Source organism: Frederiksenia canicola, from assembly GCF_011455495.1.
Lineage (GTDB): Bacteria > Pseudomonadota > Gammaproteobacteria > Enterobacterales > Pasteurellaceae > Frederiksenia > Frederiksenia canicola.
Genome location: NZ_CP015029.1, coordinates 1,224,790 through 1,251,207, shown reverse-complemented (window position 1 = coordinate 1,251,207; position 26,418 = coordinate 1,224,790). Strand labels below are relative to the sequence as shown.

At 41.1% G+C, this 26,418-nt stretch carries 27 protein-coding genes and 1 riboswitch; of the genes, 7 read left to right on the top strand and 20 right to left on the bottom strand.

Annotated features, from left to right (window positions below):
• Positions 1-36: 36 nt before the first annotated feature.
• From A4G17_RS06135 to A4G17_RS06065, 15 genes are all read right to left on the bottom strand, one after another.
• A complete protein-coding gene (locus tag A4G17_RS06135; RefSeq protein ID WP_123956447.1) occupies positions 37-627 on the bottom strand; it encodes a LemA family protein in 591 nt (196 codons plus the stop codon).
• A 63-nt stretch (positions 628-690) separates the two neighbouring features.
• The gene (locus A4G17_RS06130; protein WP_123956448.1) at positions 691-1,731 is read right to left on the bottom strand and encodes a YcjF family protein; all 1,041 of its coding nucleotides are present in this window, start codon (positions 1,729-1,731) and stop codon (positions 691-693) included.
• 4 nt (positions 1,732-1,735) lie between these two features.
• Positions 1,736-2,686 (bottom strand): tRNA dihydrouridine(16) synthase DusC, encoded by a 951-nt coding sequence (gene dusC / locus A4G17_RS06125; RefSeq protein ID WP_123956449.1) that lies wholly within the window; start codon positions 2,684-2,686, stop codon positions 1,736-1,738.
• A gap of 31 nt (positions 2,687-2,717) precedes the next feature.
• Positions 2,718-3,347 carry a DUF2238 domain-containing protein gene (locus tag A4G17_RS06120; protein ID WP_123956450.1) on the bottom strand — a complete coding sequence of 210 codons (630 nt, stop codon included), beginning with the start codon at positions 3,345-3,347 and terminating at the stop codon, positions 2,718-2,720.
• On the bottom strand, positions 3,347-4,216 hold the full coding sequence (gene djlA, locus A4G17_RS06115; protein WP_123956451.1) for a co-chaperone DjlA: 870 nt from the start codon (positions 4,214-4,216) through the stop codon (positions 3,347-3,349). Before djlA ends, A4G17_RS06120 begins: the two co-directional genes overlap by 1 nt.
• A gap of 203 nt (positions 4,217-4,419) precedes the next feature.
• Positions 4,420-4,875: an OmpA family protein gene (locus A4G17_RS06110; protein WP_123956452.1), complete on the bottom strand. Its 456-nt coding sequence runs from the start codon at positions 4,873-4,875 to the stop codon at positions 4,420-4,422.
• A 19-nt stretch (positions 4,876-4,894) separates the two neighbouring features.
• Positions 4,895-6,106 (bottom strand): Tol-Pal system beta propeller repeat protein TolB, encoded by a 1,212-nt coding sequence (tolB, locus tag A4G17_RS06105; protein ID WP_236941040.1) that lies wholly within the window; start codon positions 6,104-6,106, stop codon positions 4,895-4,897.
• Between the two features lie 82 nt (positions 6,107-6,188).
• Entirely contained in the window at positions 6,189-7,427 is a 1,239-nt protein-coding gene (gene tolA, locus A4G17_RS06100; RefSeq protein WP_123956454.1) for a cell envelope integrity protein TolA, read from the bottom strand.
• Positions 7,428-7,439: 12 nt separating this feature from the next.
• Positions 7,440-7,880, bottom strand: a complete 441-nt coding sequence (gene tolR, locus A4G17_RS06095; RefSeq protein ID WP_123956455.1) for a colicin uptake protein TolR — start codon at positions 7,878-7,880, stop codon at positions 7,440-7,442.
• A 74-nt stretch (positions 7,881-7,954) separates the two neighbouring features.
• On the bottom strand, positions 7,955-8,644 hold the full coding sequence (gene tolQ / locus A4G17_RS06090; RefSeq protein WP_123956456.1) for a protein TolQ: 690 nt from the start codon (positions 8,642-8,644) through the stop codon (positions 7,955-7,957).
• Between the two features lie 34 nt (positions 8,645-8,678).
• A complete protein-coding gene (ybgC, locus tag A4G17_RS06085; RefSeq protein WP_123956457.1) occupies positions 8,679-9,068 on the bottom strand; it encodes a tol-pal system-associated acyl-CoA thioesterase in 390 nt (129 codons plus the stop codon).
• Between the two features lie 145 nt (positions 9,069-9,213).
• Positions 9,214-9,501 (bottom strand): cyd operon protein YbgE, encoded by a 288-nt coding sequence (gene ybgE / locus A4G17_RS06080; RefSeq protein ID WP_123956458.1) that lies wholly within the window; start codon positions 9,499-9,501, stop codon positions 9,214-9,216.
• A gap of 2 nt (positions 9,502-9,503) precedes the next feature.
• Positions 9,504-9,602 (bottom strand): CydX/CbdX family cytochrome bd oxidase small subunit, encoded by a 99-nt coding sequence (locus tag A4G17_RS06075; protein WP_078237229.1) that lies wholly within the window; start codon positions 9,600-9,602, stop codon positions 9,504-9,506.
• 11 nt (positions 9,603-9,613) lie between these two features.
• Positions 9,614-10,762 (bottom strand): cytochrome d ubiquinol oxidase subunit II, encoded by a 1,149-nt coding sequence (gene cydB / locus A4G17_RS06070; protein WP_123956459.1) that lies wholly within the window; start codon positions 10,760-10,762, stop codon positions 9,614-9,616.
• Between the two features lie 13 nt (positions 10,763-10,775).
• Complete coding sequence (locus tag A4G17_RS06065) at positions 10,776-12,326, bottom strand: cytochrome ubiquinol oxidase subunit I (RefSeq protein WP_123956460.1); 1,551 nt, start codon at positions 12,324-12,326, stop codon at positions 10,776-10,778.
• A 405-nt stretch (positions 12,327-12,731) separates the two neighbouring features.
• Between A4G17_RS06065 and A4G17_RS06060 the strand changes: the two genes are divergently transcribed.
• Positions 12,732-13,064, top strand: coding sequence for a DUF5339 domain-containing protein (locus tag A4G17_RS06060; protein WP_123956461.1), 333 nt, complete (start codon positions 12,732-12,734; stop codon positions 13,062-13,064).
• A 150-nt stretch (positions 13,065-13,214) separates the two neighbouring features.
• Here A4G17_RS06060 and A4G17_RS06055 read toward each other — a convergent pair whose 3' ends face one another.
• Genes A4G17_RS06055 through hemC form a run of 4 tightly spaced genes read right to left on the bottom strand, consistent with a single transcriptional unit; the run spans position 13,215 to position 17,564 of the window.
• On the bottom strand, positions 13,215-14,453 hold the full coding sequence (locus tag A4G17_RS06055; RefSeq protein ID WP_123956462.1) for a heme biosynthesis protein HemY: 1,239 nt from the start codon (positions 14,451-14,453) through the stop codon (positions 13,215-13,217).
• A gap of 11 nt (positions 14,454-14,464) precedes the next feature.
• Positions 14,465-15,865, bottom strand: a complete 1,401-nt coding sequence (locus A4G17_RS06050) for a uroporphyrinogen-III C-methyltransferase (protein WP_123956463.1) — start codon at positions 15,863-15,865, stop codon at positions 14,465-14,467.
• A gap of 20 nt (positions 15,866-15,885) precedes the next feature.
• Positions 15,886-16,638 carry a uroporphyrinogen-III synthase gene (locus A4G17_RS06045; RefSeq protein ID WP_123956464.1) on the bottom strand — a complete coding sequence of 251 codons (753 nt, stop codon included), beginning with the start codon at positions 16,636-16,638 and terminating at the stop codon, positions 15,886-15,888.
• Positions 16,635-17,564, bottom strand: coding sequence for a hydroxymethylbilane synthase (gene hemC / locus A4G17_RS06040; protein ID WP_123956465.1), 930 nt, complete (start codon positions 17,562-17,564; stop codon positions 16,635-16,637). The genes A4G17_RS06045 and hemC overlap by 4 nt, the downstream gene beginning before the upstream one ends.
• 184 nt (positions 17,565-17,748) lie before the next feature.
• On the opposite strand from hemC, the gene recN reads away from it, so the two are divergent.
• The 5 genes from recN to rlmC all read left to right on the top strand — a co-directional run bounded on the left by recN (position 17,749) and on the right by rlmC (position 23,231).
• Positions 17,749-19,428 carry a DNA repair protein RecN gene (gene recN, locus A4G17_RS06035; RefSeq protein ID WP_123956728.1) on the top strand — a complete coding sequence of 560 codons (1,680 nt, stop codon included), beginning with the start codon at positions 17,749-17,751 and terminating at the stop codon, positions 19,426-19,428.
• Between the two features lie 45 nt (positions 19,429-19,473).
• On the top strand, positions 19,474-20,154 hold the full coding sequence (gene mutH, locus A4G17_RS06030) for a DNA mismatch repair endonuclease MutH (RefSeq protein WP_123956466.1): 681 nt from the start codon (positions 19,474-19,476) through the stop codon (positions 20,152-20,154).
• Positions 20,155-20,246: 92 nt separating this feature from the next.
• Positions 20,247-20,975 (top strand): TerC family protein, encoded by a 729-nt coding sequence (locus tag A4G17_RS06025; RefSeq protein WP_123956467.1) that lies wholly within the window; start codon positions 20,247-20,249, stop codon positions 20,973-20,975.
• Between the two features lie 47 nt (positions 20,976-21,022).
• Positions 21,023-22,057 (top strand): beta-N-acetylhexosaminidase, encoded by a 1,035-nt coding sequence (nagZ, locus tag A4G17_RS06020; protein ID WP_123956468.1) that lies wholly within the window; start codon positions 21,023-21,025, stop codon positions 22,055-22,057.
• A complete protein-coding gene (gene rlmC, locus A4G17_RS06015; protein WP_123956469.1) occupies positions 22,050-23,231 on the top strand; it encodes a 23S rRNA (uracil(747)-C(5))-methyltransferase RlmC in 1,182 nt (393 codons plus the stop codon). The genes nagZ and rlmC overlap by 8 nt, the downstream gene beginning before the upstream one ends.
• Positions 23,232-23,292: 61 nt before the next feature.
• Here rlmC and A4G17_RS06010 read toward each other — a convergent pair whose 3' ends face one another.
• Positions 23,293-24,660, bottom strand: a complete 1,368-nt coding sequence (locus A4G17_RS06010) for an alanine/glycine:cation symporter family protein (protein ID WP_123956470.1) — start codon at positions 24,658-24,660, stop codon at positions 23,293-23,295.
• 123 nt (positions 24,661-24,783) lie between these two features.
• A riboswitch (glycine riboswitch) is annotated at positions 24,784-24,880 on the bottom strand.
• Between the two features lie 233 nt (positions 24,881-25,113).
• Here A4G17_RS06010 and A4G17_RS06005 point away from each other — a divergent pair.
• Positions 25,114-26,355 carry a DUF2254 domain-containing protein gene (locus tag A4G17_RS06005; protein ID WP_123956471.1) on the top strand — a complete coding sequence of 414 codons (1,242 nt, stop codon included), beginning with the start codon at positions 25,114-25,116 and terminating at the stop codon, positions 26,353-26,355.
• Positions 26,356-26,418: the final 63 nt, after the last annotated feature.

The following is a 26,418-nucleotide window of genomic DNA, read 5'->3' as shown; positions in this document are numbered from 1 at the left end:
TAAGGACGCCAAATGTGCGTCCTTCCACAACTCATGTTAATTAAAATTCACCACTGGTGCTTTTTCTGCCCCCACCTCGGCTTTGAATTGTGGTTTTGCTTTAAAACCAAAAATCATGGCCGCTAATTTGGTTGGCATTTGGCGGACTTGTTTGTTGTACTCTTTCACTGCCGCATTGAAGTTATTACGCTCAACGTTGATACGATTTTCAGTGCCTTCAATTTGTGCCTGCAAGTTGAGGAAACCTTCGTGAGCTTTAAGTTCTGGGTATTTTTCAACGCTCACCAATAAACGTGAAAGGGCTGAATTTAAGCCATTTTGTGCCTGTTGGAACTGGGCCATTTGCTCTTCAGTTGCATTAGTTGGGTCAATTTTAGTTTGGGTTGCTTTAGCACGGGCTTCGATCACTTGAGTCAGTGTGTCTTTCTCAAAATTCGCTTGGCCTTTGACTGTATTCACTAAATTTGGAATTAAATCTGCACGACGTTGATACGCCGATTCGACATTCGCCCAAACGGAATTGATGTCTTCTTCCGCTTTCACTAAATTGTTATAACTGCTGCTTAACGTCATACCGCCGAAAATGGCAACAACCGCAAGTACAATAATCACAATCCACTTTTTCATTTTAAAATCCTCTTAAACATGCCTGAAAAATAGGCGGTGCAATATAACATAAACTCCGTAAAGTTATGCCAATTCTTTCTCTTTTTCGCTCGTTTTGCTAAAAACACGATCTTTCAATACACCAAGTAGCTCTTGTCTAACCACAGAAAGTGTCGGACGCTCTGCTCTGGTTAAGGCAACTGGGCGACAAAATTCCATTGCTTTAATCCCAAGGCGAGCTGTCAGCAAGCCCACACCAATGCCTTGAGCAGCTCGCATTGAGAGCTTCGCCGTCAAATTTTGCGAGAAAAAGTCCATCCCCACATCAGTAGCAATTTCCGTCGCCCCCGCAAAAACCATATTCTTCAACACCATTTTGAACAATTTCAAACGGCTGAAATAACCGAGTTCCATCCCATAGGCTCGGGTGATTTTGTTCACCAACGCAATGTTTCGCCACGCAATCATCAGCACATCAACAATCGCCAACGGGCTGACTGCTACGATGACCGCATTTTCTGCTGCACTTTGGCTGATTAACTTTTTGACTTGTTTATCAATTGGTTGTAGCACATTTTGGCTAAATAGAAACAGGACTTCTTGGCTGTTATAAGCCTCGTCCAATTCATTTAGCCAACGTTTTTCCGCTTGCTCGATCAACGGCGTTTTACGTAAATTAGCCAAAGTTGATTTGCAAAATTTTACCGCTATCTCACCGCTTGTATTGCTATCTTCAAGCAATAGTTGCTGACTAACTTGCTGATTTTGATGATGTTTACGTAGCCAAACTAATTTTCGCCATTCGGAAATAATCGAGCCGACTCCAGCTAAACTAATACCAAAAAATGCAATCGCAAAAGCAAAATAGATCCACTGCTTCGCTTGGAAAGTGTCTATAAGCCATTGAATAGATTGAGCAAATATCGCCACACCAAACAACACTAACCCTGCCAGTAACAGACGAATCCAAAAACGTGGTGGTGATAGACTTTCTTCAATAATCAATTCCGCTTCCACTTCTCTCACATCAGACTCAATGACCACATCAGCATCAACAAACTCCTGTTTCGGCTGATGTAACTCGGCTTGAATATGTTCTTCTTCGCTAAAAATTTGTTTTTTCATTACTTTATTCCATCACTGAATTTTCAATATGCCTTTTCAGCCCTTCGTAGCCGTGTTCGGTTTTTAAAATCTCAAATAAATCAATCGCTTCGGGATATTCTTTGTCTAAATAACGCAGCCATTGTTTAATACGGGCAACGTGATAAAAGCCTGTATCTTGCTCGTTTTCCATATTTACATATTGAAATAACAGCTGCATCACTTCCGACCAAGGCATTTTTGGGGCATTCCATTTCACTACTCGGCTGAGATTTGGCACATTCAAGGCCCCACGACCGATCATTAAGGCATCGCAAGCGGTCACTTCCACACATTTTTTTGCAGAGTCAAAATCCCAAATTTCGCCGTTAGCGATTACTGGAATTTGTAGCTGCTGGCGAATTTCACCAATCGCTTGCCAGTTAATTCGTTCAGCACGATAGCCGTCCACTTTGGTACGTCCGTGAACGGTAATTTCGCTTGCCCCACCTTGCTGCACCGCATCCGCAATTTCAAAACATTGAGCCGCGGAGTCCCACCCCAAACGCACCTTGACCGAAACGGGCAATCCTGCAGGTACGGCTTGCCGGATTGCTTGAGTCGCACGGTAAATCAAATCAGGCTGTTTCAACAAAGAGGCACCACCGTTGCTGCCATTGACAGTTTTAGACGGGCAGCCGCAGTTCAAATCAACACCGTGTGAGCCCAACTCTACCGCCAATGACGCATTTTCCGCCAACCATTCGGGGTGTTGCCCTAAAATCTGTACTCGAACGGGCGTGCCAGATGGAGTCAGTCCACCTTGATGAAGTTCAGGACAAAGGCGATAAAACGCCTTTTTCGGCAATTTTTGATCGACCACTCGCACAAATTCGGAAATACAGAGATCGTAATCATTCACCGCCGTTAAAAGCTGACGAACAAAAGGGTCAAGCACTCCTTGCATTGGGGCAAGAATCACCCGTTTAGCCGACATTTGCAAATTTTCCACAGGAACTGACCGCTTGTTAGTAGCGAGAAGGCAAACGCAGATCAGGGCGAACAATCAAAAAGATCACCAATGCCGTCAATGCTCCGAGCGTGTCCGCTAACATATCTTTTTGGGCGTCCCAAATATCCCCTTGAGAGCCTAAAAATTCAATACCTGCAGCTCCACCTTCAATCACCGCATATTGCCATTCAATAATTTCATAAGCCGCCGCTACCGCCATAATAAAAAAAAGCGAGAAGAAAAATGCCACGCCTACACCGCATTTGCGTTTACGCAATAGCCACTCTGCCATTGGGAAGCTGTAAAAACCGATGATATAGTGTGCAATTCTATCGAAATGGTTGCGATCTTCGCCTAAAAAGCCAAGATATTGATTTGCCCAATCAAATGGCACGTTAGCAAAGGTGTACTTTGCACCGATTAAGTGCAAAATCATCCAAAGCGACATCAAAAAATAAGCTAAACCGCTGAATTGGAATTTTGGATAAGTCAGTGCTAGCAAGCCAAATACCACAAAAATGGGCAATGTTTCAGCATACCAAACCGCACGATCAGTCGGATTTAGCCCTGACCAAACGGCAATCACTGTAATCAAAATCGCTAAAAAGAGTGGCACGATATGCGAACTTTGCGAGTAAGATTGCATTATTTCCATCCTTTTGTTTTGTTGATTAAGTCGTAAGCCGCTTGAATTTGTTGTGCTTTTTCTTTGGCAACCTCCATCATTTCAGGCGGTAAACCTTTGGCTACTAGTTTGTCAGGGTGATGCTCATTCATCAGCTTGCGGTATGCTCTTTTTACCGTATTTTGATCGTCATCTGCCGTTACACCAAGCACACTATACGCATCTTCCAAGGTTGGACCGTTCGAATGTGTTTGATAGCCACCATAATTTTTCTCTTGATATGACCCACGTTGTTGATGACTGCCGTGTTGTCCATATTGATAATAACCGGAGCGGAAACGTTGTGCTGCGGCAACCATGGCAAGCATTTGTTCAAATTGAAAACGAGACATACCAATTGTTTCAGCGATAGTAAATAGAATTTGCTGTTCACTTGGTTCAAGGTGTCCGTCTTGCAATGCGGCTTGCATCTGCACTTCTACAAAGAAACGTAGTAAATCATTGCGTTGTCCGCAGGCCTCACGAAATTCTTTGATCACTTGTCGTAATGGAAAATCAGCTTCTTTACCGAGTGTAAAGGCTTGTTGAGCAAGCTGTTGATGGGCGTCATCTAATCTCATGGATGCCATTAAATTACGAGCAAGCTGAATGTCATTTTCGGTTACGCGTCCTTTCGCTTTAGCGATATGCCCCAGCACGGCAAAAGTAGTTTGCATGAAAAGGGATTGGCGTGTAAGCGCCTTACCAAAAAGGCTAGAAGAAACTGAACCTAATTCATACAGTTTTTTATCTCCCCAGTGGCCAACAATTAAACCCAGCAATCCACCGAAAAAACCACCGAACAATTTATAACCTAAAATAAACCCTAAAATTTTGCCAATAAATTGCATTTTTTATCCTATTTTTATTGAAAAAGTGGCACTATTTTAGCGGAAAAATCTGAAAAAAGAATTAAGAATTAGATCTCTACGAAGCTCTCTTTTTCAACGTGAAATAACCATGTTAGTCACAACTAACACAAATCTCTCTGGTGAAAGAAAAATAAAAAAGCCCCGAATTATTCGGGGCCTCTTTCAATGTTCAGAATTAGAGATTAGTACTCTAACACTGCACGACGGTTTTTAGAGTAGTCAGCTTCTGTGTGACCTAAAACAGCTGGTTTCTCTTCACCGTAAGAAACAGTTGAAACATTGTTTGCACCTTTAGCAGCTAAGTAACCTTTTACTGCATCTGCACGACGTTGACCTAATGCGATGTTGTACTCTGGTGTACCACGTTCATCAGCGTGACCAGAAACAGTCACTTTGCCATTTACAGAAGTTAAGTATGCAGCGTGTGCATCTAATAAAGTTTGGTATTCGCCATCAACAGAATAGCTGTCAAAACCGAAGTACACAGTGTTGTAGCGAGTTTGTAAATCTTGAACAGACATACCGCCAAACATTTGTCCATCATTCATTGCTGCGTTTGCTTTATCGTTTGAGCTGCTGCAAGCTGCTAAAACGAATGCTGGTGCCGCGATCATTAAAACTTTAGCTAGTTTTTTCATTTTTTTCTCCTAAAAAGAATTATTGTTTAGTCAAGTACGGTGACCAAGCAGGGAATTTATATTGTCCACCTGCTCCCGGCAAGTTAGCTTTGAAACGGCCATCTGCGGACACCAATTGTAACACTTTGCTCACACCTTTGGTAGAGCTGTAAATAACCATAGTTCCATTTGGTGAGATACTTGGACTTTCGTCTAAAAACGTAGAACTTAATACTTCTGTACTGCCTGAAGCCAAATCACGTTTTACAATTTTATCTCCTGAAACCATAATTAAATTCTTACCATCTGCGGAAATTTTTCCGCTTCCATTACCACCGATGAGACTTGCACCACCACCATTTGCACTCATTTGATAAACTTGTGGTGAGCCAGCTCTATCCGAAGTAAATAAAATATAACCGCCATCTGGTGACCAGCTTGGTTCAGTATTATTACCTGCACCACTGGTTAATTGACGAGGTGTACCACCCGATGCCCCAGTTACATAAATGTTTAATACACCATCTTGATTAGATGCAAATGCGACTCGAGATCCATCTGGTGAAAAAGACGGTGCACCGTTATGCCCTTTCAATGCACCAATAATTTTCCGAGCTCCCGAACGGAGATCATGTACAACCACTTGAGACTTTTTATTTTCAAATGTGACATACGCTAATTTTGAGCCATCTGGCGACCACTCTGGCGACATCAATGGCTCTTTACTTCTCACTACGGTAAATGCATTAAAGCCATCATAATCCGCAACACGTAATTCATAAGAAGCCGATCCACGTTGTACAACATAAGCAATTTTAGTTCTAAAAGCACCGCGAATTTGCGTGATTTTTTCAAAAACTTGATCACTCACAGTATGAGCCCCCAAACGAATTTGAGCAGCTGGAACATTAAAAGAACCTTGTGTTAATACCGCTGCAGGCGTACTTAACGTATCAACTAATTGATATGCTACATTATAACCATTACCTGTCGCAGTTACTTGTCCAACCACAATCGTATCAACACCTAAGTCTGTCCAGTTTTGTGAGTTAACCTCTGCTGCTGAACCTGGCTGCTCTTTCATCCGAACAACAGGAATTGGGTTAAATTTACCGCTATTACGTAAATCATCAGAGATAATCTGAGCAACATCTGCTGGCACACTCCCGTTACCTTTAAAAGGCACGACCGCAATTGGCTGAGCTGAACTAACGCCTTCATCAACAGAAATCACGACATCAGAATCTGCCATAGCATGGGTAGTAAAGAATAGCGTCACTATTGTTAGCAGATTACTAAAACGTTTTATAAAATTCATTGGATAAATCCTTATATTATTGAATTTTTAAGCTAAATCGCATTATTGGCGATTTATACTTGTTATAAAGTTGATCACTCGGAGCTGGTGGAACTGTTTTTGCAGATACAATGGCAGATACTGCCGCCCGACAAATATCATCAGGGCCCGAAATTACCTGATAATTACTAATTCGCCCATCTCGCTCTAAAAACAGCTTAATCCGACACTCACGCCCTCTAAAGCTCTCTTCGACACGATAATAGCGGGAAAGTTTCTTTTTAATAAGGTTTTCATAACCTCGGTCTTCTGTTCCAAAGCCATCGCCCACACTTTTAGCATTGCCGTTACCTTGTGAACCCGTAGCATTTTGATTACCACCTTTACTTGAACCACCGCCAACATCTCCGCCACTCAGAAAATCATCGAGCGCTTTATTATTTTTAGCTTGTTGATCGGCTTTTGCTTTAGCATCAGCTACTGCTTTTGCCTCAGCAGCGGCTTTCGCTTTTGCTTCTTTTTCTGCTTTTAATTTCGCTTCTTTTTCCGCTTTTGCTTTAGCTTCTTTCTCTGCTTTTAACTTTGCCTCTTTTTCCGCTTTCTCTTTTGCCTCTCTTTGAGCCTGAGCTTTTGCTTCCTGTTCGGCTTTTTCTTTCGCTTCCTTCTCTGCTTTTACTTTGGCCTCCGCCGCTAATCTTTTTTGTTCTTCAAGCTGCTTCTGTTTTTCTGCCTCTTTTGCTTTACGCTCTTCTTCAGCTTGCTTTGCTGCAGCTTCTAAACGTTTTGCTTCGGCTTCTGCTTTTAATCTAGCGGCTTCTGCTGCTTTCTTGCGAGTTTCTTCTTCCTGTTTTTTCAATAGTTCTTGTTTAGCAATTTCTTGCTGGCGTTTTAATTCTTCTTGCTGACGTTGTTGCTCTTCTTGTTTCCGTTTCTGTTCTTCTAATTTTTGCTGTTGAGCAATTACTAAAGCTTTTTCTTTTTCAACATCTTCTGCTGCATTTTTAGGCAAGTCGTCTTTGACCACTTGTTCTTTGGGTTCAGTTTTAGCTATTTTTTCGCTCTGTTTTTGAGCAACAATTTGCCCATACTCTGCGGCGACCTGTCCTGTATCAACCATCACTGCATCAAGAGTATCCGCATCACCGCCACTTCCACCTGCGGCTGGCTGAATCATATTTGTAAAGAGAGAGCCTAAAACTAACAGCCCGATCAACAATAAATGCAAAATGATCGAAACAATGATGGCAAGTTCTAGTCTATCATTATTCACTTTCACAGGCTGTCCTTGCTATTTGCCTTGCGTCATTAAACCAACCGATTTAATGCCTGCATCCTTAAGTAATGAAATACCTTTCATCACTTCTTCATAAGGTACATCTTTGCCACCAGCAACTAAAAAGAGTGTATTATTATCTTGCTGAAAAGCATTAGCTGCGTGAGCAACAACATCTTGTTCCGTTAGATTTTCAACATTATTTACTTGCACATAATTTCCGTCAATTTTTAGTTTGAACTGATCTACCCCTGAAATTTCTAAAATAACGGGCGTTTTATCTTCATTTGATACTGATTGACTATGACGTTCTTCTGGCAAATCGACTTCTACACTTTGGCTGATGATTGGTGCAGTAGCCATGAAAATCAATAAAAGCACCAATAGCACATCTAAAAATGGCACGATATTAATTTCAGATTTAATGTCATTACGTTTACGACGACGGTAAGACATATTTTCCTCTTATATTCAATTTCCTGTTCTGACACGACAAGCGGTCAGATTCTCTAAAAGTTTTGCAAATGATGCTATCTTTTTGCAAAAGCTTGGCGATGTAAAATAGAAGTGAACTCATCAATGAAGTTCACATAGTTTTGTTCCAATTTAGCGACTTGCAAATTTAAACGGTTATATGCCATTACCGCAGGAATTGCAGCAAATAGACCAATTGCAGTCGCAATCAATGCTTCAGCAATACCTGGTGCAACTGATTGTAGTGTTGCTTGTTTTACTGCACTTAATCCCATAAAGGAGTGCATGATTCCCCATACTGTTCCAAATAAACCAATATAAGGGCTAATTGAACCAACTGTACCTAAAAACGGAATATAATTTCCAATACTTTCCAACTCTCGGTTCAATGCGAGATTCATTGCTCGGCTTGAACCTTGAATAATAAATTCTGGTGCATCAGAGTTAACTTGCTGAAGACGGTTATACTCTTTAAAACCAACATAGAAGATCTGCTCTGCACCGCTTAATCCATCACGACGATTCTCTAAACCTTCATGTAAACGGTGTAAATCTTCACCTGACCAAAAACGATCTTCAAATGCCAAAGACTCTTTTTTTGCTTGAGCAATCACACGACTACGTTGAATGATCACCGCCCAAGATAATACGGAAAAAATAATTAAAATAAGCATCACGATTTTCACCACGATGCTTGCTTCTAAAAAGAGCGAAACTAAATTAAATCCTGTTGATTCGGTTGGCATTAACAAACTCCAATATTGTAAAAATTTTAGACGATCAGACCGCTTGCAGAGCCTGATAAATCCCTGGTGGAATGGCTATTGGTTTCATTTTAGCTAAATCCACACTTGCTACGACCACTTTCGCTGAACAGAGACAAATATTTTCTCGCCATAAATGCTGCTCAAAAACAATGGACGCTTTCTTAATTTCGTGGACAATGGTTTCAACTGAGAGTAGATCGTCCAAACGGGCAGGCTGTTTATAGTCAATTTCCAGCTTTTTGACCACAAATGCGAAATTCTGTTCCAATAATGTTTGCTGAGAAAATGAGAGCGTTCGTAAGCATTCTGTTCTTGCTCGCTCGAAAAAATTTAGGTATTGCGCGTGGTAAACTACCCCACCTGCATCTGTATTTTCGTAATATACTCGAATTGGAAAGTTCATTCTCACCTCCATTTTCCAGCCATAAAAAAACGCCTAAAAACTAGGCGATCTCGACTTCTTATTGTAGAGAGAGAAAATTCTTTGTGCAAGCCCTTTCCCACTTTGGTGTGTAAAAATAGTTAGGGCTTGAAGAGTAATTTATTGTTTAATTTAAAACAATGTAAAGAAAAGCGGGGGTAGTAATGAGATAGCCTGTTATTGGTAAGAAAATCAATTTAAAAGGTGTTGATTTAATTTCAAATCCAATACCATGAATCCATAAAATGGCCATTCCATAAAAGACGAGAATCGCCAAATAGGGAATACTTCCACCGAAATGTTGTGCGAACATAAATGAATTCATCAAAATCGCCGCAAACATTGCAGTTGCTAGGATAAAAGAAAGGGCTTTAAGCCAGCCCTTTCTTGTTACATTATAGAGTGAGTTAATCATGCTTACTCGTCAAATTTGCCTGTTTTTTCAATACTAATAGTGATTACCGTTGCAAACAGAATGGCAAGTAGAACACCTAATACCCAAGTTACATAAAACATAGTTGTTCTCCTTAATATAAGCTCGCACTGTTGTTCTCAATATATTTAGAGTCAAGACGACCATACATCTTAATATAACTCCAAACAGTATATGCAAGAACAAGCGGTACAAAAATACAAGCAACGATAAACATAACGCCAAGAGTGTTATGACTCGCTGTTGCATCCCACATGGTTAAACTCATTTCTGGATGAGTAATTGACGGCATCACAAATGGGAACATTGACACACCAGCAGTTAAGATGATCCCTGCTTGCATTATTGATGACGCAAAGAACGCTAAGCCACTATTGTTTGCTTTTGATGCAACCACAGTTAATAATGCCCCTAACACTGCTAATGCAGGAACCACAAACAAGATCGGCATTTCGAAGTAGTTTTTGAACCACGCACCTTGTTCTAATACCACCGTTTTATTTGAAATAGTTGATGCCGCATTGTGATCAATCATGCTAGTCACAACGAAACCATCTTTGAAGTATAACCATACGCCAGCTAGTAAGAAGGCACCTAATGATACTAAAGCAGTCACTTGAGCAATGTTTCTTACACGATTGCGTAATTCACCCGTAGTTTTCATTTGTAACCAGGCTGCACCCTGAGTTGTGAGCATCATTAAACTCACTACACCGCAAAGCAATGCAAATGGATTTAATAAGCCTAACAATTTCCAAAGTGTCGAACCTTCATAAGTCACCTGGTTAATCTCATTGAAATGGAATGGTACACCTTGTAATAAATTACCAAATGCCACGCCAAAAATTAATGACGGAACGAAGCCACCAATAAATAAGCCCCAGTCCCAAGCATTACGCCATTTTTGATCATCAATTTTTGCACGATATTCAAAGCCTACTGGGCGGAAGAATAACGCGGCTAAAACTAAAATCATGGCTAAGAAAAAGCCTGAGAATGATGTTGCGTAAACTGTTGGCCACGCAGCAAAGATTGCACCACCCGCAGTTAATAACCAAACTTGGTTACCATCCCAGTGGGGTGCGATTGAGTTAATCATGACACGACGCTCAACATTACTCTTGCCAACTACTGGTAATAGGATTAATACGCCCATATCAAAACCATCAGTTACAGCAAAACCAATTAATAAAACGCCGATTAAGATCCACCAAATAAAGCGTAAAACTTCATAATCTAACATAGTTTACCCCTACTTATTTCGCAGATTGCTCAAAGTGGTAACGACCTGTTTTTAATGAACTTGGACCTAAACGACCATATTTGAACATTAAATACATTTCAATAACCAAGAACAATGTGTACAAGCCACATAATAGGCCGATTGCAATCCATAAATCAGCTGTAGTTAATGCTGAGTTACTCACACCTGTTGGTAGCACATTATAAACAGCCCATGGTTGACGACCATATTCCGCTAAGAACCAGCCACTTTCAATGGCAATCCAAGGAAGTGGAATTCCCCATAATAAGGCTTTAAGTAATAATGGTCTTGATCCCACTGTACCACGCATATTCTGAATAAACGCGGCACCAATAAGAAGAAGCATTAAACCACCAGCAGCCATCATGATACGGAATGCCCAGAAAGTTGGTCCTACGTTTGGAATGGTATCCGCAGCTGCTTTCTTAATTTGTTCTTCAGTTGCATCAACGACTTTATCCGTATAAGGCTTTAATAATAAACCAAAACCAAGATCATGCTGAACGGCTTTGAACGCCTCTTTATCTTCCGCAGTATAATTTCCTGTGCGAAGCTTCTCTAACAAACCGTAAGCAACGATACCGTTACGCACTCGCTGTTCATTTTCAACACGTAAGTCTTTCAAACCTTTGATTTCTGTATCAAGCGAACGAGTTGCAATAATACCTGCCGCATAAGGAATAGAAATGGCAAATTCGTTTTTCATTTCTGCCGTATTTGGAAGCACAATTACATTCCATGCCGCTGGAGCAGGGTGAGTTTCAAATTCACCTTCCATCGCAGCTAATTTTACCGGCTGAGCTCTACCAACCGAATAGCCAGACTCATCGCCCATAATAATGACTGCAATAATTGCCAATAAACCGAAACTTGCCCCCACAGAGAATGAACGACGAGCGAATCCTAAATCACGGCCTTTTAAGATATAGTACGCACTGATCCCTAACACAAATACCGCACCACAAGTATAACCAGCAGAAACAGTATGTAAGAATTTAGCTTGTGTAACAGGATTTAGAACAAGCTCAGAGAAGCTAGACATTTCCATACGCATGGTTTCAAAGTTGAATTCAGAACCAACAGGGTTTTGCATCCAGCCATTTGCAACTAAGATCCACAACGCAGAGAAGTTAGAACCGAAAGCAACTGCATAAGTTGCTAATAAGTGTTTTGCTTTTGACAAACGGTTCCAACCAAAGAAGAAAAGACCAATGAAAGTAGATTCTAAGAAGAACGCCATCAACCCTTCAATTGCTAATGGAGCACCAAAGATATCACCAACATAGTGAGAATAATATGACCAGTTAGTACCGAATTGGAATTCCATTGTAATCCCTGTCGTTACCCCTAGAGCGAAGTTAATACCGAATAACTTACCCCAGAACTTCGTCATATCCTTATACACCTCTTTACCCGTCGTTACATAAAGTGTTTCCATCACTACAAGAACGAAAGAAAGACCTAATGTCAACGGCACGAACAAGAAGTGGTAGAGAGCAGTTAATGCAAACTGCAATCGTGAGAGTTCAACAACGTCTAACATCTCAAACCTCTTTTAATATTACAAGTTCGAATTATTGATTACAAAACCGTAATCACCCAACAAAAATTGACCCTGTTTAATATTCTTTACAGAACTTTTTTTACCAAGATCTCAGCAACTATTTTACCTGTAAATAGCAAAATTAAAAATAGCAAAACCGTTACATTGATCACAAATTGCCGCGAAAATTTAAGACTTGTTAACTTTTATTTAATTAATTTTGACTTAAATCAACACTGTAATGTTATACAAATGTAAAAGAATACATTATGTTGAATTCTACTGGCAACCTGACTCTAGTAACGACATAGCAAATAGAATGAATTTAAAAATATCTGATTGCCAGAATAAATCGATTTGTTATACCATACACACCAATTTGTAAAACCTTTTAAAGAACTTGTTATGTTTAAGTACACTATCTCTTCTTTTTTTGTTATTAGCTGCATGTTCGTAAATGGAAATAGCTTCGCAGCAGACCTAAAAACCTCCTCACTAAACATTGCGAAACCACAAACTCCGAATAAGTTGGCACAACCATGTCTGCAATTATTTAAAGAAGGCGATAAGCTAATTTCTGAAGCAGAAAAACAACCCGGCACACACATCCAAGTAAAAAAGATGAAAGACAAACTGTCTTCTTCTAAACAAAAAATCTTAAAAATGGACAGTGAAATGCAGCAAAAAAGTTGTGATAAAGGTTTAATTGCACTCAATAATTTAAAACAAAAATATTAAATAGAAATAAAAAAACCAAGCAAACACTTGGTTTTTTTATGACTTACAAGCGGTCAGTTCCGACAGTTTTTTTGCAAATCGATCAAAAATCCCACCTAACAATTGTTAGCGTGGGATTTTTTCATAGAAAACGACAATTATCTCTTCGTACTAAGAATTTGGTAATAACAGAACAGAAGGTTCTTTAGCTTCCATTTTTACTTCTTTTAAATTCTGAGTGCGAATGGTTCCAATGAGTGCTGAATCATTTAACTGTTCGGCAACATAAAGTGCCATTATCCGATCATTTGGAGTACATTCTTGGTGTTCAAGCAACTGTACAAAGTAAGGTTTTGCTTTATCAAACACCCCTTCTCTTGCATAAATGTAACCCAAAGCTCGAGCGTAATCATCACTATAGTGTGTTTCGGCTTGAGTATAACGTTTCGCAAGCACTTTCAATAGCTTGCTGTTTTCATCCGTTTGTAGACGAGTTAATTCATTAAATAGACCTTGCAATTGCTCGTCTTGGAATTTTTTAACCGTTTCCAAAGCAATGTCTGTTGCAGATTGATGGTCCTCGCTATCAAGTAAACGTTTAACCAATGCGGTTCGAACGTATACTGAGCGACGGCGACGACTTGATTGATTTTCCCACCAATTTAGTAGTCCTTCTTGTCCTTCATCTGCCATTACTTCATCTAATAAGCCGTCATCAACTTGCTGTTCTAAACGCTCATATTCTTCTGCAGATAAGAAACTCCGCTTACCAATCTCTTCTAAAACATTATCTAAGGCTTTATATGCTTTAGATTTTTGATAAATGTCGATGGCGAGACGTAGTGCATCAATATTATGCGGTGCTAATACCAGTAAGCTATCTACCGCACTACGTGCAGCTGGTAGTTTGCCTTGTTGCAACAACAAGCGAGTTCGAGCTAACTCAACGGCAACATTATTTGGACCCGCTAATTTTGCCGCTTCAATCAAATGTTTATTTGCGGCGAGATCATCTCCACGTTGCTGTGCTGCTTCTGCGGCTTTAATAAAGTTAAGCACAGGCTCATCGGAATGTCTGGCATTTTTACTGATTAATTTTTCTGCTTTTGAATAATCCCCTTCAGTCATTTTCATCAAGCCTTCAAGCGTTTGCTTTTGCGCGGCTCTGCGTTTACGATTCCCAAACCATTGATAAGAATCACGGCTCAAACGGCAAAAACGGGCCACTATCCACTCTAAGCCATAAACTATCGCCATTGATACCGCAAAGAGCACGACGAGCATCACAATACTCATTTCATAGACCCGACTTGCTGTTTCAATCCGAACATAACCTTGGTTGCCTGCGATATAAGGGCCTAAAATCAACCCTGCTAGGACTAACAACATTAAAAAGAGAACACGTAACATACTAATTCCCCCTACTGTTGTGGTTCAGCTTGTGGCTGAACTGTTTGTTCTGCGGGCTGCTCTATTTTTAATCGCTCCACCGCTTTATCCACTTCTAATTCAATTTTTTTGACCGCTGGTTCAGCACGGTTTAGCTTTTGCTTTAATAATGTAGGACTTTGCAAATTATTCGGTGCATCAATGTAAATGGATTGCTCAATTAACTCGTCCACTTCATTTAAGAACATTTTCACATTCTCATTTTGCACATCAAAATAGCTTCTTACCCAAGAGCTGACAGCCTCGAGTGACTGCTTATACAATTCATTTTGCTGACGAGGCACGGTAAGGATCGCGATTTGCAAACGTAATCGAATATTTTCACGTAAATAGATTTCCTGATTTGGTGCAATAAAGGCTTTATCTTGAGCTTGCTTTTTATCACTCACACGAATGAAATGGCTTAAAAACGAATCTGCACTTTTCTCAATATTTTTTTGCCAGTCGGCGAGTGAATCACTCACCTCATTACTTTCCTGAACGGCAAGTTGCTGTTCATGATCTAACATTGGCATGTCATCAACTAAGTTAGCCAACTGTGCGAGACGTTGCATAATATTGTTTTGATCAACCTTATTTAAAGTCGCCAATGTATTTAAATCTGCTTTTATTGCTTCACGTATTGCAGCGATATTTGGTTCATTCACTTGACTTAATACACTATCAGCTTCAACTAACAGGCTTTTAGCGGTTTCAATATCATTGTCAATTACCACTTTACGCAATGCATTGGTTAATAGAAAATCCGCATCGGAAAGCAGAAACGTAGTAGGTTCTGCTTGTGGTGCTGAACCTAGCTTTTGTAATTGCGTTTGTAATCCATTAATTTGTTTCGCATCATTCGCTTGTTCACGTTCTAAATAACGAATTAATTCCAGAGTTTGCTGATGTTCACCAACTAGCTTAGCAATTTGGGCTTTTTCTGCATCAAAATTAGGTATTTCAATTGCCGTTTGCACAGGAACGTTCGCTTGTTGAGATAGTTGCTGAATTTGTTGCTGTGCTTTTGTGAGTTGTTCTTCTACGCTTGCAAATTTTTGTTGCCCGAAGAAATAGCCTGCTCCGCCAACACCAAGTGCAACAAGTAAGGCAAGTACCGCCATTCCGCTACCACCAGATTTTTGTTTTTTTTCAGTTTCCAGCGATGTCGGCTGAATTTCAGTTTGTTCCATTTTGTCTTCCACTTGTTCTTCCTTCCGTTTCGGTTCATTTTGGGTGTCTGCCATCGTCTCAGTATCTTTTGCAAAATGTTCTGATGATCTGACCGCTTGTTGCACGTCATCTGGTTCAGAGATGATGTCTTCAACCTTTTCTGTTACTTGTTCAGTAACCTCATCAACCTGAGAAATCTGTTTTTTATTCTGTTTCGTCATAACTCCCACCTATATTCAAGTTAAGATTTTAACAACGTATTCAGCAGACTATGATTATCTGCTTTCTCCGAAATATCAATAGCTTTTGTTTGCCAACCAAGCTGTTGGGCATCTTTGGCAATTCGTGGGCTCACCACCACTAAACGGCATTGAAACAACCATTCTCGATCTTCTTCACGCGTTTGAGCAACTAACATTGAAACAATATCGCTACTTGTTGCGACAATAGTGTCAATCCCTGCTCGTTTTGCTAAGCTGATTTTATCACTCATATCTTGAGTAAACGGAATGCGTTGATAGCACTCCAGCACTTTCACTTCAGCTCCTCGCTGTTTAGCTTGTTCAGCAAAATATTCACGCCCAGATTCTGCGCGTAAAATCAGTATGGTTTTGCCTTGCAGATTTTGTTGCATTTCAGGCAATTCTAACAAGCCTTCACTATTTGCAAATTTTAAGGGGTAACATACCGCTTGCATGGCGTGGCTTGCAAGATAGCTTGCGGTTGCTTGACCAACAGCAATATACTGCAAGTCACTTCGCCAACCAAAACCAATTTCTGTTAAGGTTTGATGAGCAAAATCTACCGCATTTTTTGATACTGCAAACAGAAAATCGCCCGCTTTTAGCCCCGAAACCGTAGAAGGCAACAAAGGGAGTTCTCTTCCTGCCACAACCGAAAAAAGCGGCTGATGGATAGCAAAAATTTGTTCTTTCGCTAACAATTCAACAAGCTGCTGCCCTCGTTCATCAGGGCGAGTGATCAATACATTCATTCGTTCGAATAAACTTCTGCAAGAATCCTATCTGCACCTTTTGCTAACAACTGCTCTGCAATTTGTACGCCTAACTGTTCAGCATACTCAACGTTTGCTGAGCCTTCTGCTCGAATAATTTCCGAGCCATCTACTGCCCCCACTAGTGCACGCAAATAAATTTGATCACCGTTTAATTCAGCAAAACCACCAATTGGTACTTGGCAACCACCTTGTAAATGAGCATTCATTGCTCGCTCTGCCTGTACACAATAGGTTGTGGGCTGATGAGCAAGAGATTTCACATACTGCAATACACGTTGATCATTTAGACGGGTTTCAATTCCAACTGCACCTTGCCCCGCAGCTGGCAACGATTTTTCTGTTGAAATGAAACTCCGAATTCGTTCTGGCATACCTAATCGGATCAGCCCCGCGGCCGCTAAAATAATGGCATCATATTCGCCATTATCCAATTTACTTAAACGTGTTCCGACATTGCCACGCAAAGACTCGACCTGCAAATGTGGGTAATTTGCAACTAATTGACACTGACGGCGAAGACTTGAAGTACCTACAACAGCACCTTCAGGCAACTCATCTAGACTGGCGTACTGATTTGAGACAAACGCATCTCGTGGCTCTTCCCGTTCACAAATAACAGCTAAGCCAAGACCATCCGGAAAAGCCATTGGCACATCTTTCATTGAATGTACGGCAAGATCAGCTCGATTTTCCAATAACGCTAGCTCTAATTCTTTGACAAATAAGCCTTTTCCGCCAATTTTGGCTAATGGAGTGTCTAAAATGATATCGCCTTTAGTCACCATCGTCACTAATTCGACTGATAAATGCGGGAAACGCTGTTCTAAAGCGTCTTTCACAAAGTTGGCTTGCCACAACGCCAATGGGCTTTGACGGGTCGCAATTCGCAGAATTTCTTTCATTAGGCAATTCTATTTTGAAATGAAAATGCCTGTATCGTATCACTTTTTTCATACTTCTGCCAAAAATTAAATCGACATCTACTCTCAAGCGGTCACATTTACATATTTTTTTGCAAACCCACCTTTACTGTTCAAAAAAACAGTATTAATATATAGATAAACAGTGTTTATTTATCCAGAGATCATGCTTACTCAACTTACCATAAATAATTTTGCCATTGTCCGCCATTTAGTATTAGAACTGAACGAAGGGATGTCTGTGATTACAGGCGAAACAGGAGCGGGAAAATCGATTGGAATTGATGCGTTAGGATTATGCCTCGGTTATCGTTCTGAAAGCAGCATGATTCGCCAAGGTGCAGAGAAAACAGACATCACTGCCACTTTTTCAATGCAACCAAATAGTCCTGCATTTTTGTGGTTAAAAGACCATGAACTTTTAGATGAGGACAATCCAAATGAGTGCATTTTACGTCGGATCATCAACATTGATGGACGCTCTAAAGCCTTTGTCAATAATCGTCCTTTGCCTGTCTCACAGTTACGTGAACTAGGGCAATATTTAATTCACTTAAATGGACAACACGCTCCACAACTCTTATTAAAAAGCGAATATCAACTTGAATTAGTCGACAACTATGCGGATCTTCATACGTTGCTTGCAACGATGGCTGAACATTATCAAATTTGGCGAAAACTGCATAAGCAAGTCAACAACTTTCATCAACAATGCCAAGAAAATGAAGCTCGTAAACAGCTATTGCAATATCAAGTGGAAGAGTTGGATGAGTTCGCAATTAAAGAAGGTGAATTTGAGCAAATGGAAGAAGATCAGGCTCGTTTAGCCAATTCTGAACAATTAACCGCACTGTCTCAATCTGTCTTGGCCAAGTTATCCGATAATGAATTAAATATAGATACCACGCTCTATCAAACTATTCGAGAGTTAGAAAAACTGGTTGAACTGGATAGCCGTTATGGCTCTGCACTTGATATGCTCCATGAAGCGTTAATCCAAGTACAAGAAGCCAGCTCCGAAGTTAGCCATTTAGCCAATAATATTGAACAAGATCCTGAGTTACTGAATCAATTAGATAACCGTATCAGTAAAGCCATACAACTTGCACGTAAACATCAAGTTCCTACTGAACATCTATGGAAACAGCACCAAAATTTGCAACAAGAGCTCGAAAAATTACTGGATTTTGAACAAAACGAAGCCCAATTGATGGCTGATGAACAAATGGCTCATCAACAATGTTTTGAAATTGCTGAACAGATTTATCAAAAACGTTGTGATGCTGCTCAAAAACTATCAGAACAAGTTACCCAACAGATCAAGCAACTCGCCATGGAGAATGGCGAATTTTTCATCGAAATTCAGCATAATCTTGATAAATTATCATCAAATGGGGCAGACGTTGTCGAATTTAATTTACGCAGCAATTTAGGACAACAGGCCCAACCGTTAGCAAAAATTGCATCTGGTGGTGAGTTGTCACGGATTTCATTAGCAGTACAGGTCTTAACCGCCAATAAACTCTCTACACCAACGATTATTTTCGATGAAGTGGATGTGGGCATTAGTGGTCCTACCGCCACCGTTGTTGGACGATTACTGCGTCAGCTTGGGAAAAAATGCCAAGTGCTGTGTGTAACGCATTTACCACAAGTCGCAAGCCATGGGAATTATCATTACAATGTGCAAAAATTCGTTGAAAATAACGAAACAGAAACACAAATGAGCTTACTTGCTCCTTCAGAAAGAGTTCATGCCTTAGCCAGATTGCTTGGAGGAAGTAAAATTACAGAAGCGGTTTTAGCAAATGCACAGGAAATGTTAAATTTGGCGGAAGAAGATTAGTTCGCTAGAATAAGCGGTCAGATTCTCCTAAATTTTTGCAAAAATATGCAGCTAGCTACGCATTCTCTAACTGAAACTGAATTACTACAAAAAGCGCAATGGCTTGCGGGATTCCGTTTAGGTGAAATTGCTGAACAGCTCAGAATGGTTGTTCCACAAGATCTTCGACGTGATAAAGGCTGGGTGGGTATTTTGATAGAAACCGCATTAGGTGCAAAAGCAGGCAGCAAACCAGAGCAAGATTTTGCCCACTTAGGCATTGAATTAAAAACAATTCCAGTCAATGAAAAAGGTCTACCGCTAGAAACAACCTTTGTTAGCTTAGCACCTTTAACACAGAATCATGGCATTACATGGCAAACTTCCCATGTTCGTCATAAATTGCAAAAAGTGCTCTGGGTTCCCGTTGAAGGAGAACGAAAAATTCCGTTAGCACAACGAAGAATAGGTATGCCTATTCTATGGTCTCCAACACCACATCAAGATCAGCAATTACAGCGAGACTGGGAAGAGTTGATGGAGTTGATTGTGTTAGGACGATTAAATGAGATTAATGCAACCTTAGGCGAAGTCTTACAACTTCGCCCTAAGGCGAGAAATAGCAAGGCTCTAGCAAATGCGATTAACCAGCAAGGGGAAAAAACCCAATCGCTTCCCCTTGGTTTTTATTTACGCAAAAATTTTACTTCAGAAATTTTACAAAATTTTTTACGCTCAACTCTTTAATTTCTGTGCGGCTCTCTATATGATGTGCGACTTTAAACAAAAAATTGGCGATTAGATCGCCAATTCTCTTTTTTATTCATTAAGGATTTATTATGTTTGAGTGGGTTGCCAACCCAGAAGCTTGGGTTGCTCTATTTACTTTAACCGCATTAGAAATTGTACTAGGTATTGATAACATCATTTTCATTAGTATCCTAGTTTCTCGCTTACCAGAAAAACAGCGCCAATCAGCTCGACTTATCGGTTTAGGCTTAGCTATGGCGACCCGTGTATTACTTTTACTTTCATTAGCTTGGATGATGCGTTTGGTTGATCCACTCTTTAGCATCATGGGGAAAGATATTTCAGGCAGAGATTTAATTCTCATTCTTGGTGGACTTTTCCTTATTGTAAAAAGTGCGATGGAATTACAGCATGCTATTCGTGGTGACGCCCATGATGAAAACAATGCCTCTGCTAAAAAAGCAAGCTATTTAATGATCTTAGTCCAAATTGCTATTTTAGATATTGTGTTCTCACTCGACTCTGTTATTACCGCAGTAGGTATGGCTGACGATATTCCTGTGATGGTTATCGCAATTATGATTGCAGTTGGTGTCATGATGTTAGCAGCGAAACCGATTGGTGACTTTGTAGATCATCATCCAACGATTAAAAACCTAGCGTTAGCGTTCTTAATCTTAATCGGTGTTGCTTTAGTAGGAGAAGGGTTCAATATTCATATTCCTAAATCCTCAATTTATACTGCAATGGGCTTCTCTGTTGTGGTTGAGCTGATAAACATCAGAATGCGACGTAATCAAGCAAAACGTCAGAAATAATTGTAAAATGCTCTCATCTTTGGGAGCATTTTTATTTAGAGGGCATTATGTTACTGATTGATTTAGTAGGCAAAGAACTAACCGTTGAAGAGCAAGAATTACTTGAACATCCGCTTGTTTCAGGTTTAATCCTGTTTACTCGTAACTTTCACGACCGTGAACAAATTCGGGCATTAATTCAGTCTGTTCGCCAGCGTATCAAAAAACCACTGCTGATCACCGTTGATCAAGAAGGCGGGCGTGTACAACGTTTTCGTGAAGGCTTTACAACGTTGCCAGCAATGCAATCCTTTCAAACTTTGCTTCCTGCCGAACAACAAATCCAGTTTGCCAAAGAAGCGGGCTGGCTAATGGCAGCGGAAATGTTTGCTTTAGATATTGATTTAAGTTTTGCGCCTGTTTTAGACTTAGGGCACCAATGCAAAGCAATTGGTGATCGTTCCTTTGGACAAAATCCAACTCACATCTTGCCCCTTGCTGAAGCGTTTATTGACGGAATGCGTGAAATAGGTATGGCAACAACAGGTAAACATTTCCCTGGGCATGGTCATGTCGTGGCAGACTCACATTTGGAAACACCTTTCGATGACCGTTCAAAAGAGACTATTTTTAACCACGATATCCAGCCTTTTAAGCAATTAATTACAAAAGGTAAATTATCTGCAATCATGCCTGCTCATGTGATTTACACCCAATGCGATAGCCAGCCAGCAAGTGGTTCAGCCTATTGGTTGAAAGACGTTTTACGCCAACAATTGAACTTCAATGGGGTTATCTTCTCCGATGACTTAGGGATGAAAGGGGCTGGTTTTATGGGAGACTATGTAGAACGCAGCGAAAAAGCACTCAATGCGGGCTGTGATCTGCTCTTACTTTGCAATGAGCCTGCTGGTGTTGTACAAGTACTCGACAACTTGAAATACCAACCAACGCAAGCTCAACAAGATCGTCACTACAGCTTAATGAAACGCAAATCGGTCAGTTGGCGTGAATTAGAACAAAGTGTACGTTGGCAACAAGCTCATCAATCACTCGCAAAATTGCAAACTCAATGGCTTGAATGGAAGGCAAACAATGCCTAACCTACTGAATTGCCAACATTTTGAGAAAAAGCGTTGTACTTCCTGCCAATGGCTAGATAAGCCATACCTTGAGCAACTATCTGATAAATCAGCGGATCTCAAGCGGTTAGTTTCGCCTTATATTTTGCAAAAGACGGCATTTTTCCCCGAAGTCACTTCTCCCATTACCCATTTTCGAAATAAAGCGAAAATGGTGGTGTCTGGCAGCGTAGAACGGCCGATTTTGGGCATTTTGAACGATCCCAATAACCCACAAAGTGCGGTGGACTTAACCGATTGCCCGCTCTACCCTAACTCCATCTCAGCACTCTTTCCACTTCTCAAACAGTTTATCGGGCGAGCTGGGCTTGTACCTTACAATGTGGCAAAAAAACGGGGAGAACTGAAATATATTTTGATTACCCAAAGCCAATATAACCACTCAGTGATGATTCGTTTTGTACTAAAAAGTGAGCTGAAAAGACCGCTTGTTGAGCGAGAACTGGCGGGCTTACTCGCTCAGCTTCCCGCTAATTCGGTGGTCACACTCAATATTCAACCACACCATTCTGCCGTGCTTGAAGGCGAGCAAGAAATTTTTCTCACGCCACAACAGGTGCTAGAAGAATATTTCAATGGCATACCGCTATTTATTCGCCCGCAAGGTTTTTTCCAAACGAACCCACATGTGGCAAGCCAACTTTACGCAACGGCACAACAATGGTTGCAAGATTTACCGATTTCGCATCTTTGGGATCTCTTTTGTGGTGTTGGAGGTTTTGGATTGCACTGTATTCGCCCATTACAGCAACAAAATCCGAATGCCACCTTAACAGGCATTGAAATTTCGCCCTCTGCGATTGCAAGTGCAATAACGTCTGCCAAGCGACTTGGGCTGAATCACATTCGCTTTGCATCATTAGACTCCGCTCAATTTGCCTTGAATGAAGCGGGACTGCGACCTGATGCCGTGATCGTCAATCCACCTCGACGTGGAATAGGTAAGCCATTAGCCGAATTCATTAACCAACTCGGCTCACCTTATTTGCTCTATTCAAGCTGTAATGCAAGCACAATGGCTGCCGATTTTGCATCATTAACCCATTATGAATTGGTTAAAGTCCAGCTGTTTGATATGTTCCCTCACACGGCTCATTACGAAGTGCTGACTCTTCTCGTTCGTAAAAGTAGTTAATACAAGCGGTCAGTTCCGCAGAAAAATTTGCAAATTTTCTTGTGAATCTGACCGCTTGTGGCTACTTGACTTGCCCCAGTTTTAGGCGTTCAAAATAGAGACGCGTTTCTTCAATTACAACATGGCGAAGGCTGACCAACGCAATCAAGTTGGGGAACGCCATTAAGCCGTTTACGATGTCGGCAATCGTCCAAATGGTATTGAGCTGAATAAACGGAGCAATCGCAATTAGGGCGATGAAAGCAAGGCGATAGAATTTGATACCTCGAGTGCGTCCGCCTGTGAGATAAACAAAGCAACGCTCGCCGTAATAGCACCAGCCCAATATGGTGGTAAAGGCAAAAAAAATCAGCCCAACGGTCACGATCACCGCGCCAAATTCACTCGCCAAGCCTTGTGAAAATGCCAAGTTTGTGAGTGCAGCCCCTTGAACTGTACCTTGCCAAGTACCGGTCAGCACAATCACCAAACCTGTCATTGTGCAGACGATAATCGTATCTAAAAAGGTGCCTGTCATTGAAATCAAGCCTTGTCGTACTGGCTCTTTGGTATGAGCGGCCGCTGCTGCAATCGGAGCTGAACCTAACCCAGCTTCATTAGAGAAAATCCCCCGAGCCACACCTGATTGAATGGCTTGCATCACGGTAAAGCCCACAACCCCACCAAGTGCTGCTTGTGGATGAAATGCGGCTTCCACAATAAACGCAATGGTTGTTGGTAATTTCTCGGCATTTAGCACCAAAATCAACACCGATGCCGCCACATAAGCAATCGCCATAAACGGCACAATTACGCTAGCCATTTTTGAAATACGCTGCACACCGCCTAAAATAATCGCCGCCACCAGCCCTGTTAATACAATGGCTGTGAGACTGATCGGCAAGTTAAAGGTATCATGTAAGGCCGTGGTAATCCCATTGATTTGCGGGAAAGTCCCGATACCAAACAATGCCACCATCACGCCAAAAAGGGCAAACAACTTCGCGAGCCATTTCCATTTTTTCCCCATACCCAATTCAATGTAATACATTGGACCGCCTGCAATAAAGCCATCGCGATCTTTGGTACGAAATTTAATCGCTAACAAACATTCCGCATATTTAGTTGCCATACCGAATAGGGCGATTAGCCACATCCAGAACAATGCCCCTGGCCCACCTGCTTGAATAGCTGTTGCCACCCCCACGATATTACCCGTACCAATGGTTGCCGCTAATGCCGTGGAAAGTGCGGCAAATGCGGAAATATCACCCGCTTGTTCCCCGCCTTTTTCACGGCTAAACATATAAACAAAGGCTCTCGGCAGGTTAAAAAGTTGAATCAGTTTTAGCCGAAAAGTGAAATAGATCCCGACGCCAGAGATTAGTATCAGTAACGGCGGTCCCCAAATAAAATGCTTAATACTATTTAGAAAAGTGTCGATCGACATTTGATATTCCTCGTAAAAAATGCTTACAAGGAAAGAAAAGAAATCCCCCTAGCCCCTTTTTCAAAGGGGCTAGGATCTGTGCCATTTGCAAGATCTAAAGCGAATATGACCGCTTGTTGAAACCTTTTCTCCCCTGTCCTTTTGCCTGAGCGTTTCACGGCATTTGCCATTTTCGCCTTCGGCGGCCAATACGTAATTGACTCTCTCCAAGGGTTCGTCCAATAGCTGTCCTCGCTGTTGCACCTGAAAGAGTTTACCTCGTCGGTGTGGGGTACTCCCCACTCTCCAGCTATCTTCATCCGAACATTTTCTTTTTTCTGTGAAATAAATGAAAAAAGCGCTGCGGATTCTAGCAACTCTTTTTCATTCGTCAATATGCTAACTTGATAAATATCAAGTGACTCCGAATTATCCTTGCAGTAAACTTTCATTCCCAAAACAAGGAGTGGAAATATGTTTTACAAATGGCTACTTGCCTTCAAAAAACCCAGCAATCAATTATGGGTAACATCAACCTATTGGACGATCGTTACCGTCATTTTCGTGTTCTCACTCCGCTTAGGGGCGAGAACATTAAAAGCAGATATTCTTCCTGACATTACACAAGAAACCCTTGATAGCCTACTTAACGTTGTTGCTTCTAGTATGCTCGCCGTGAGTACTTTCTCTCTCTCGATTATGGTGTCAGCATTTGCTGCAGCTGCCAATAGTGCAACACCAAGAGCGATTGATTTAGTCATGGATGACAGAAGTACCCGTACCGCAATCAGCAGTTTTATCTGTGCATTTATCTATGCAATCATTGCTAAAACCGCATTAGGCATGGGTTTTTATGAACAAAACGGACGCTTTGTGCTTTTCATTAGCACTGTAGCCGTTCTCGTCTATTTGATCGTAACCTTAATCCGTTGGGTTTATACCCTATCCCAACTAGGACGTTTAGGAAATACACTCACGAAAATCCATCATGCTGCGGAACAATCGCTTACACAATACCGCAAATCACCAACAATGGGGGCTGCACTCTCTTTTCAACCAACGCTCAATATGGAGCCAGTGAAAGCAGAACATTCAGGCTATCTTACTCACATTGATATGCAGACACTGCAACGTCTTGCGGAGAAATCTGAAAGCCAGATCCATATTGATCTTCGCCCAGGTGAGCTGATCACACCAGATACTACTCTGTGTTTTGTTGAAGGTGGAATTGAAGAACACAAGCAAATACAAAACTGCTTCGTATTCTCACAAGAAAGAACCTTTGCACAAGATCCTGCTTGGGCATTTATTGTACTAAGTGAAGCCGCACAACGCGCATTATCCCCTGCGGTGAATGACCCAGGTACCGCAATCAATGTGATGGCAATAATGATGTCTTTACTACTCAATGATACCGAAACTGAACAGGAAAAAGCTGAATACGATCGCCTTTCAATTCGTCCATTAGACTGCAAAGAGCTAATTCGGGATGGCTTTGCCCCGATTTCTCGTGACGGTGCAGGCATTTTGGAGGTCAATCTTGTGATGCAAAAAGTACTGGCCGGCATTTGGCGAAATGTGCCTGAAAAAGAGATTGCGGAGGCGGCGTTGACAATGGCAAGCCAATCCCTTGAACGTGCAAAACAAACTATTGCCTTTGAGCCTGAAGTCGCCTTATTGACCGAAAAACACCAAACACTATTTAAGTCATGCTAAAAACAGAACAGACCGCTTACAAGCGGTCAGATTCTATAAAAATGTTGCAAAACGAAAAAGCGA

Coding starts and splice junctions, on each gene's coding strand:
- cydB (WP_123956459.1), bottom strand. CDS start 10,762: ATGTTAGATTATGAAGTTTTACGCTTTATTTGGTGGATCTTAATCGGC.
- hemC (WP_123956465.1), bottom strand. CDS start 17,564: ATGAAAGAAATTCTGCGAATTGCGACCCGTCAAAGCCCATTGGCGTTG.
- ybgC (WP_123956457.1), bottom strand. CDS start 9,068: ATGAACTTTCCAATTCGAGTATATTACGAAAATACAGATGCAGGTGGG.
- A4G17_RS06050 (WP_123956463.1), bottom strand. CDS start 15,865: ATGACGAAACAGAATAAAAAACAGATTTCTCAGGTTGATGAGGTTACT.
- A4G17_RS06025 (WP_123956467.1), top strand. CDS start 20,247: ATGTTTGAGTGGGTTGCCAACCCAGAAGCTTGGGTTGCTCTATTTACT.
- djlA (WP_123956451.1), bottom strand. CDS start 4,216: ATGCAATTTATTGGCAAAATTTTAGGGTTTATTTTAGGTTATAAATTG.
- A4G17_RS06135 (WP_123956447.1), bottom strand. CDS start 627: ATGAAAAAGTGGATTGTGATTATTGTACTTGCGGTTGTTGCCATTTTC.
- recN (WP_123956728.1), top strand. CDS start 17,749: ATGCTTACTCAACTTACCATAAATAATTTTGCCATTGTCCGCCATTTA.
- mutH (WP_123956466.1), top strand. CDS start 19,474: ATGCAGCTAGCTACGCATTCTCTAACTGAAACTGAATTACTACAAAAA.
- A4G17_RS06045 (WP_123956464.1), bottom strand. CDS start 16,638: ATGAATGTATTGATCACTCGCCCTGATGAACGAGGGCAGCAGCTTGTT.
- tolR (WP_123956455.1), bottom strand. CDS start 7,880: ATGTCTTACCGTCGTCGTAAACGTAATGACATTAAATCTGAAATTAAT.
- A4G17_RS06110 (WP_123956452.1), bottom strand. CDS start 4,875: ATGAAAAAACTAGCTAAAGTTTTAATGATCGCGGCACCAGCATTCGTT.
- A4G17_RS06060 (WP_123956461.1), top strand. CDS start 12,732: ATGTTTAAGTACACTATCTCTTCTTTTTTTGTTATTAGCTGCATGTTC.
- tolB (WP_236941040.1), bottom strand. CDS start 6,106: ATGGCAGATTCTGATGTCGTGATTTCTGTTGATGAAGGCGTTAGTTCA.
- tolQ (WP_123956456.1), bottom strand. CDS start 8,644: ATGCCAACCGAATCAACAGGATTTAATTTAGTTTCGCTCTTTTTAGAA.
- dusC (WP_123956449.1), bottom strand. CDS start 2,686: ATGTCGGCTAAACGGGTGATTCTTGCCCCAATGCAAGGAGTGCTTGAC.
- A4G17_RS06005 (WP_123956471.1), top strand. CDS start 25,114: ATGTTTTACAAATGGCTACTTGCCTTCAAAAAACCCAGCAATCAATTA.
- A4G17_RS06120 (WP_123956450.1), bottom strand. CDS start 3,347: ATGCAATCTTACTCGCAAAGTTCGCATATCGTGCCACTCTTTTTAGCG.
- ybgE (WP_123956458.1), bottom strand. CDS start 9,501: ATGATTAACTCACTCTATAATGTAACAAGAAAGGGCTGGCTTAAAGCC.
- A4G17_RS06055 (WP_123956462.1), bottom strand. CDS start 14,453: ATGTTACGTGTTCTCTTTTTAATGTTGTTAGTCCTAGCAGGGTTGATT.
- nagZ (WP_123956468.1), top strand. CDS start 21,023: ATGTTACTGATTGATTTAGTAGGCAAAGAACTAACCGTTGAAGAGCAA.
- A4G17_RS06130 (WP_123956448.1), bottom strand. CDS start 1,731: ATGAAAAAACAAATTTTTAGCGAAGAAGAACATATTCAAGCCGAGTTA.
- A4G17_RS06075 (WP_078237229.1), bottom strand. CDS start 9,602: ATGTTTTATGTAACTTGGGTATTAGGTGTTCTACTTGCCATTCTGTTT.
- rlmC (WP_123956469.1), top strand. CDS start 22,050: ATGCCTAACCTACTGAATTGCCAACATTTTGAGAAAAAGCGTTGTACT.
- A4G17_RS06065 (WP_123956460.1), bottom strand. CDS start 12,326: ATGTTAGACGTTGTTGAACTCTCACGATTGCAGTTTGCATTAACTGCT.
- A4G17_RS06010 (WP_123956470.1), bottom strand. CDS start 24,660: ATGTCGATCGACACTTTTCTAAATAGTATTAAGCATTTTATTTGGGGA.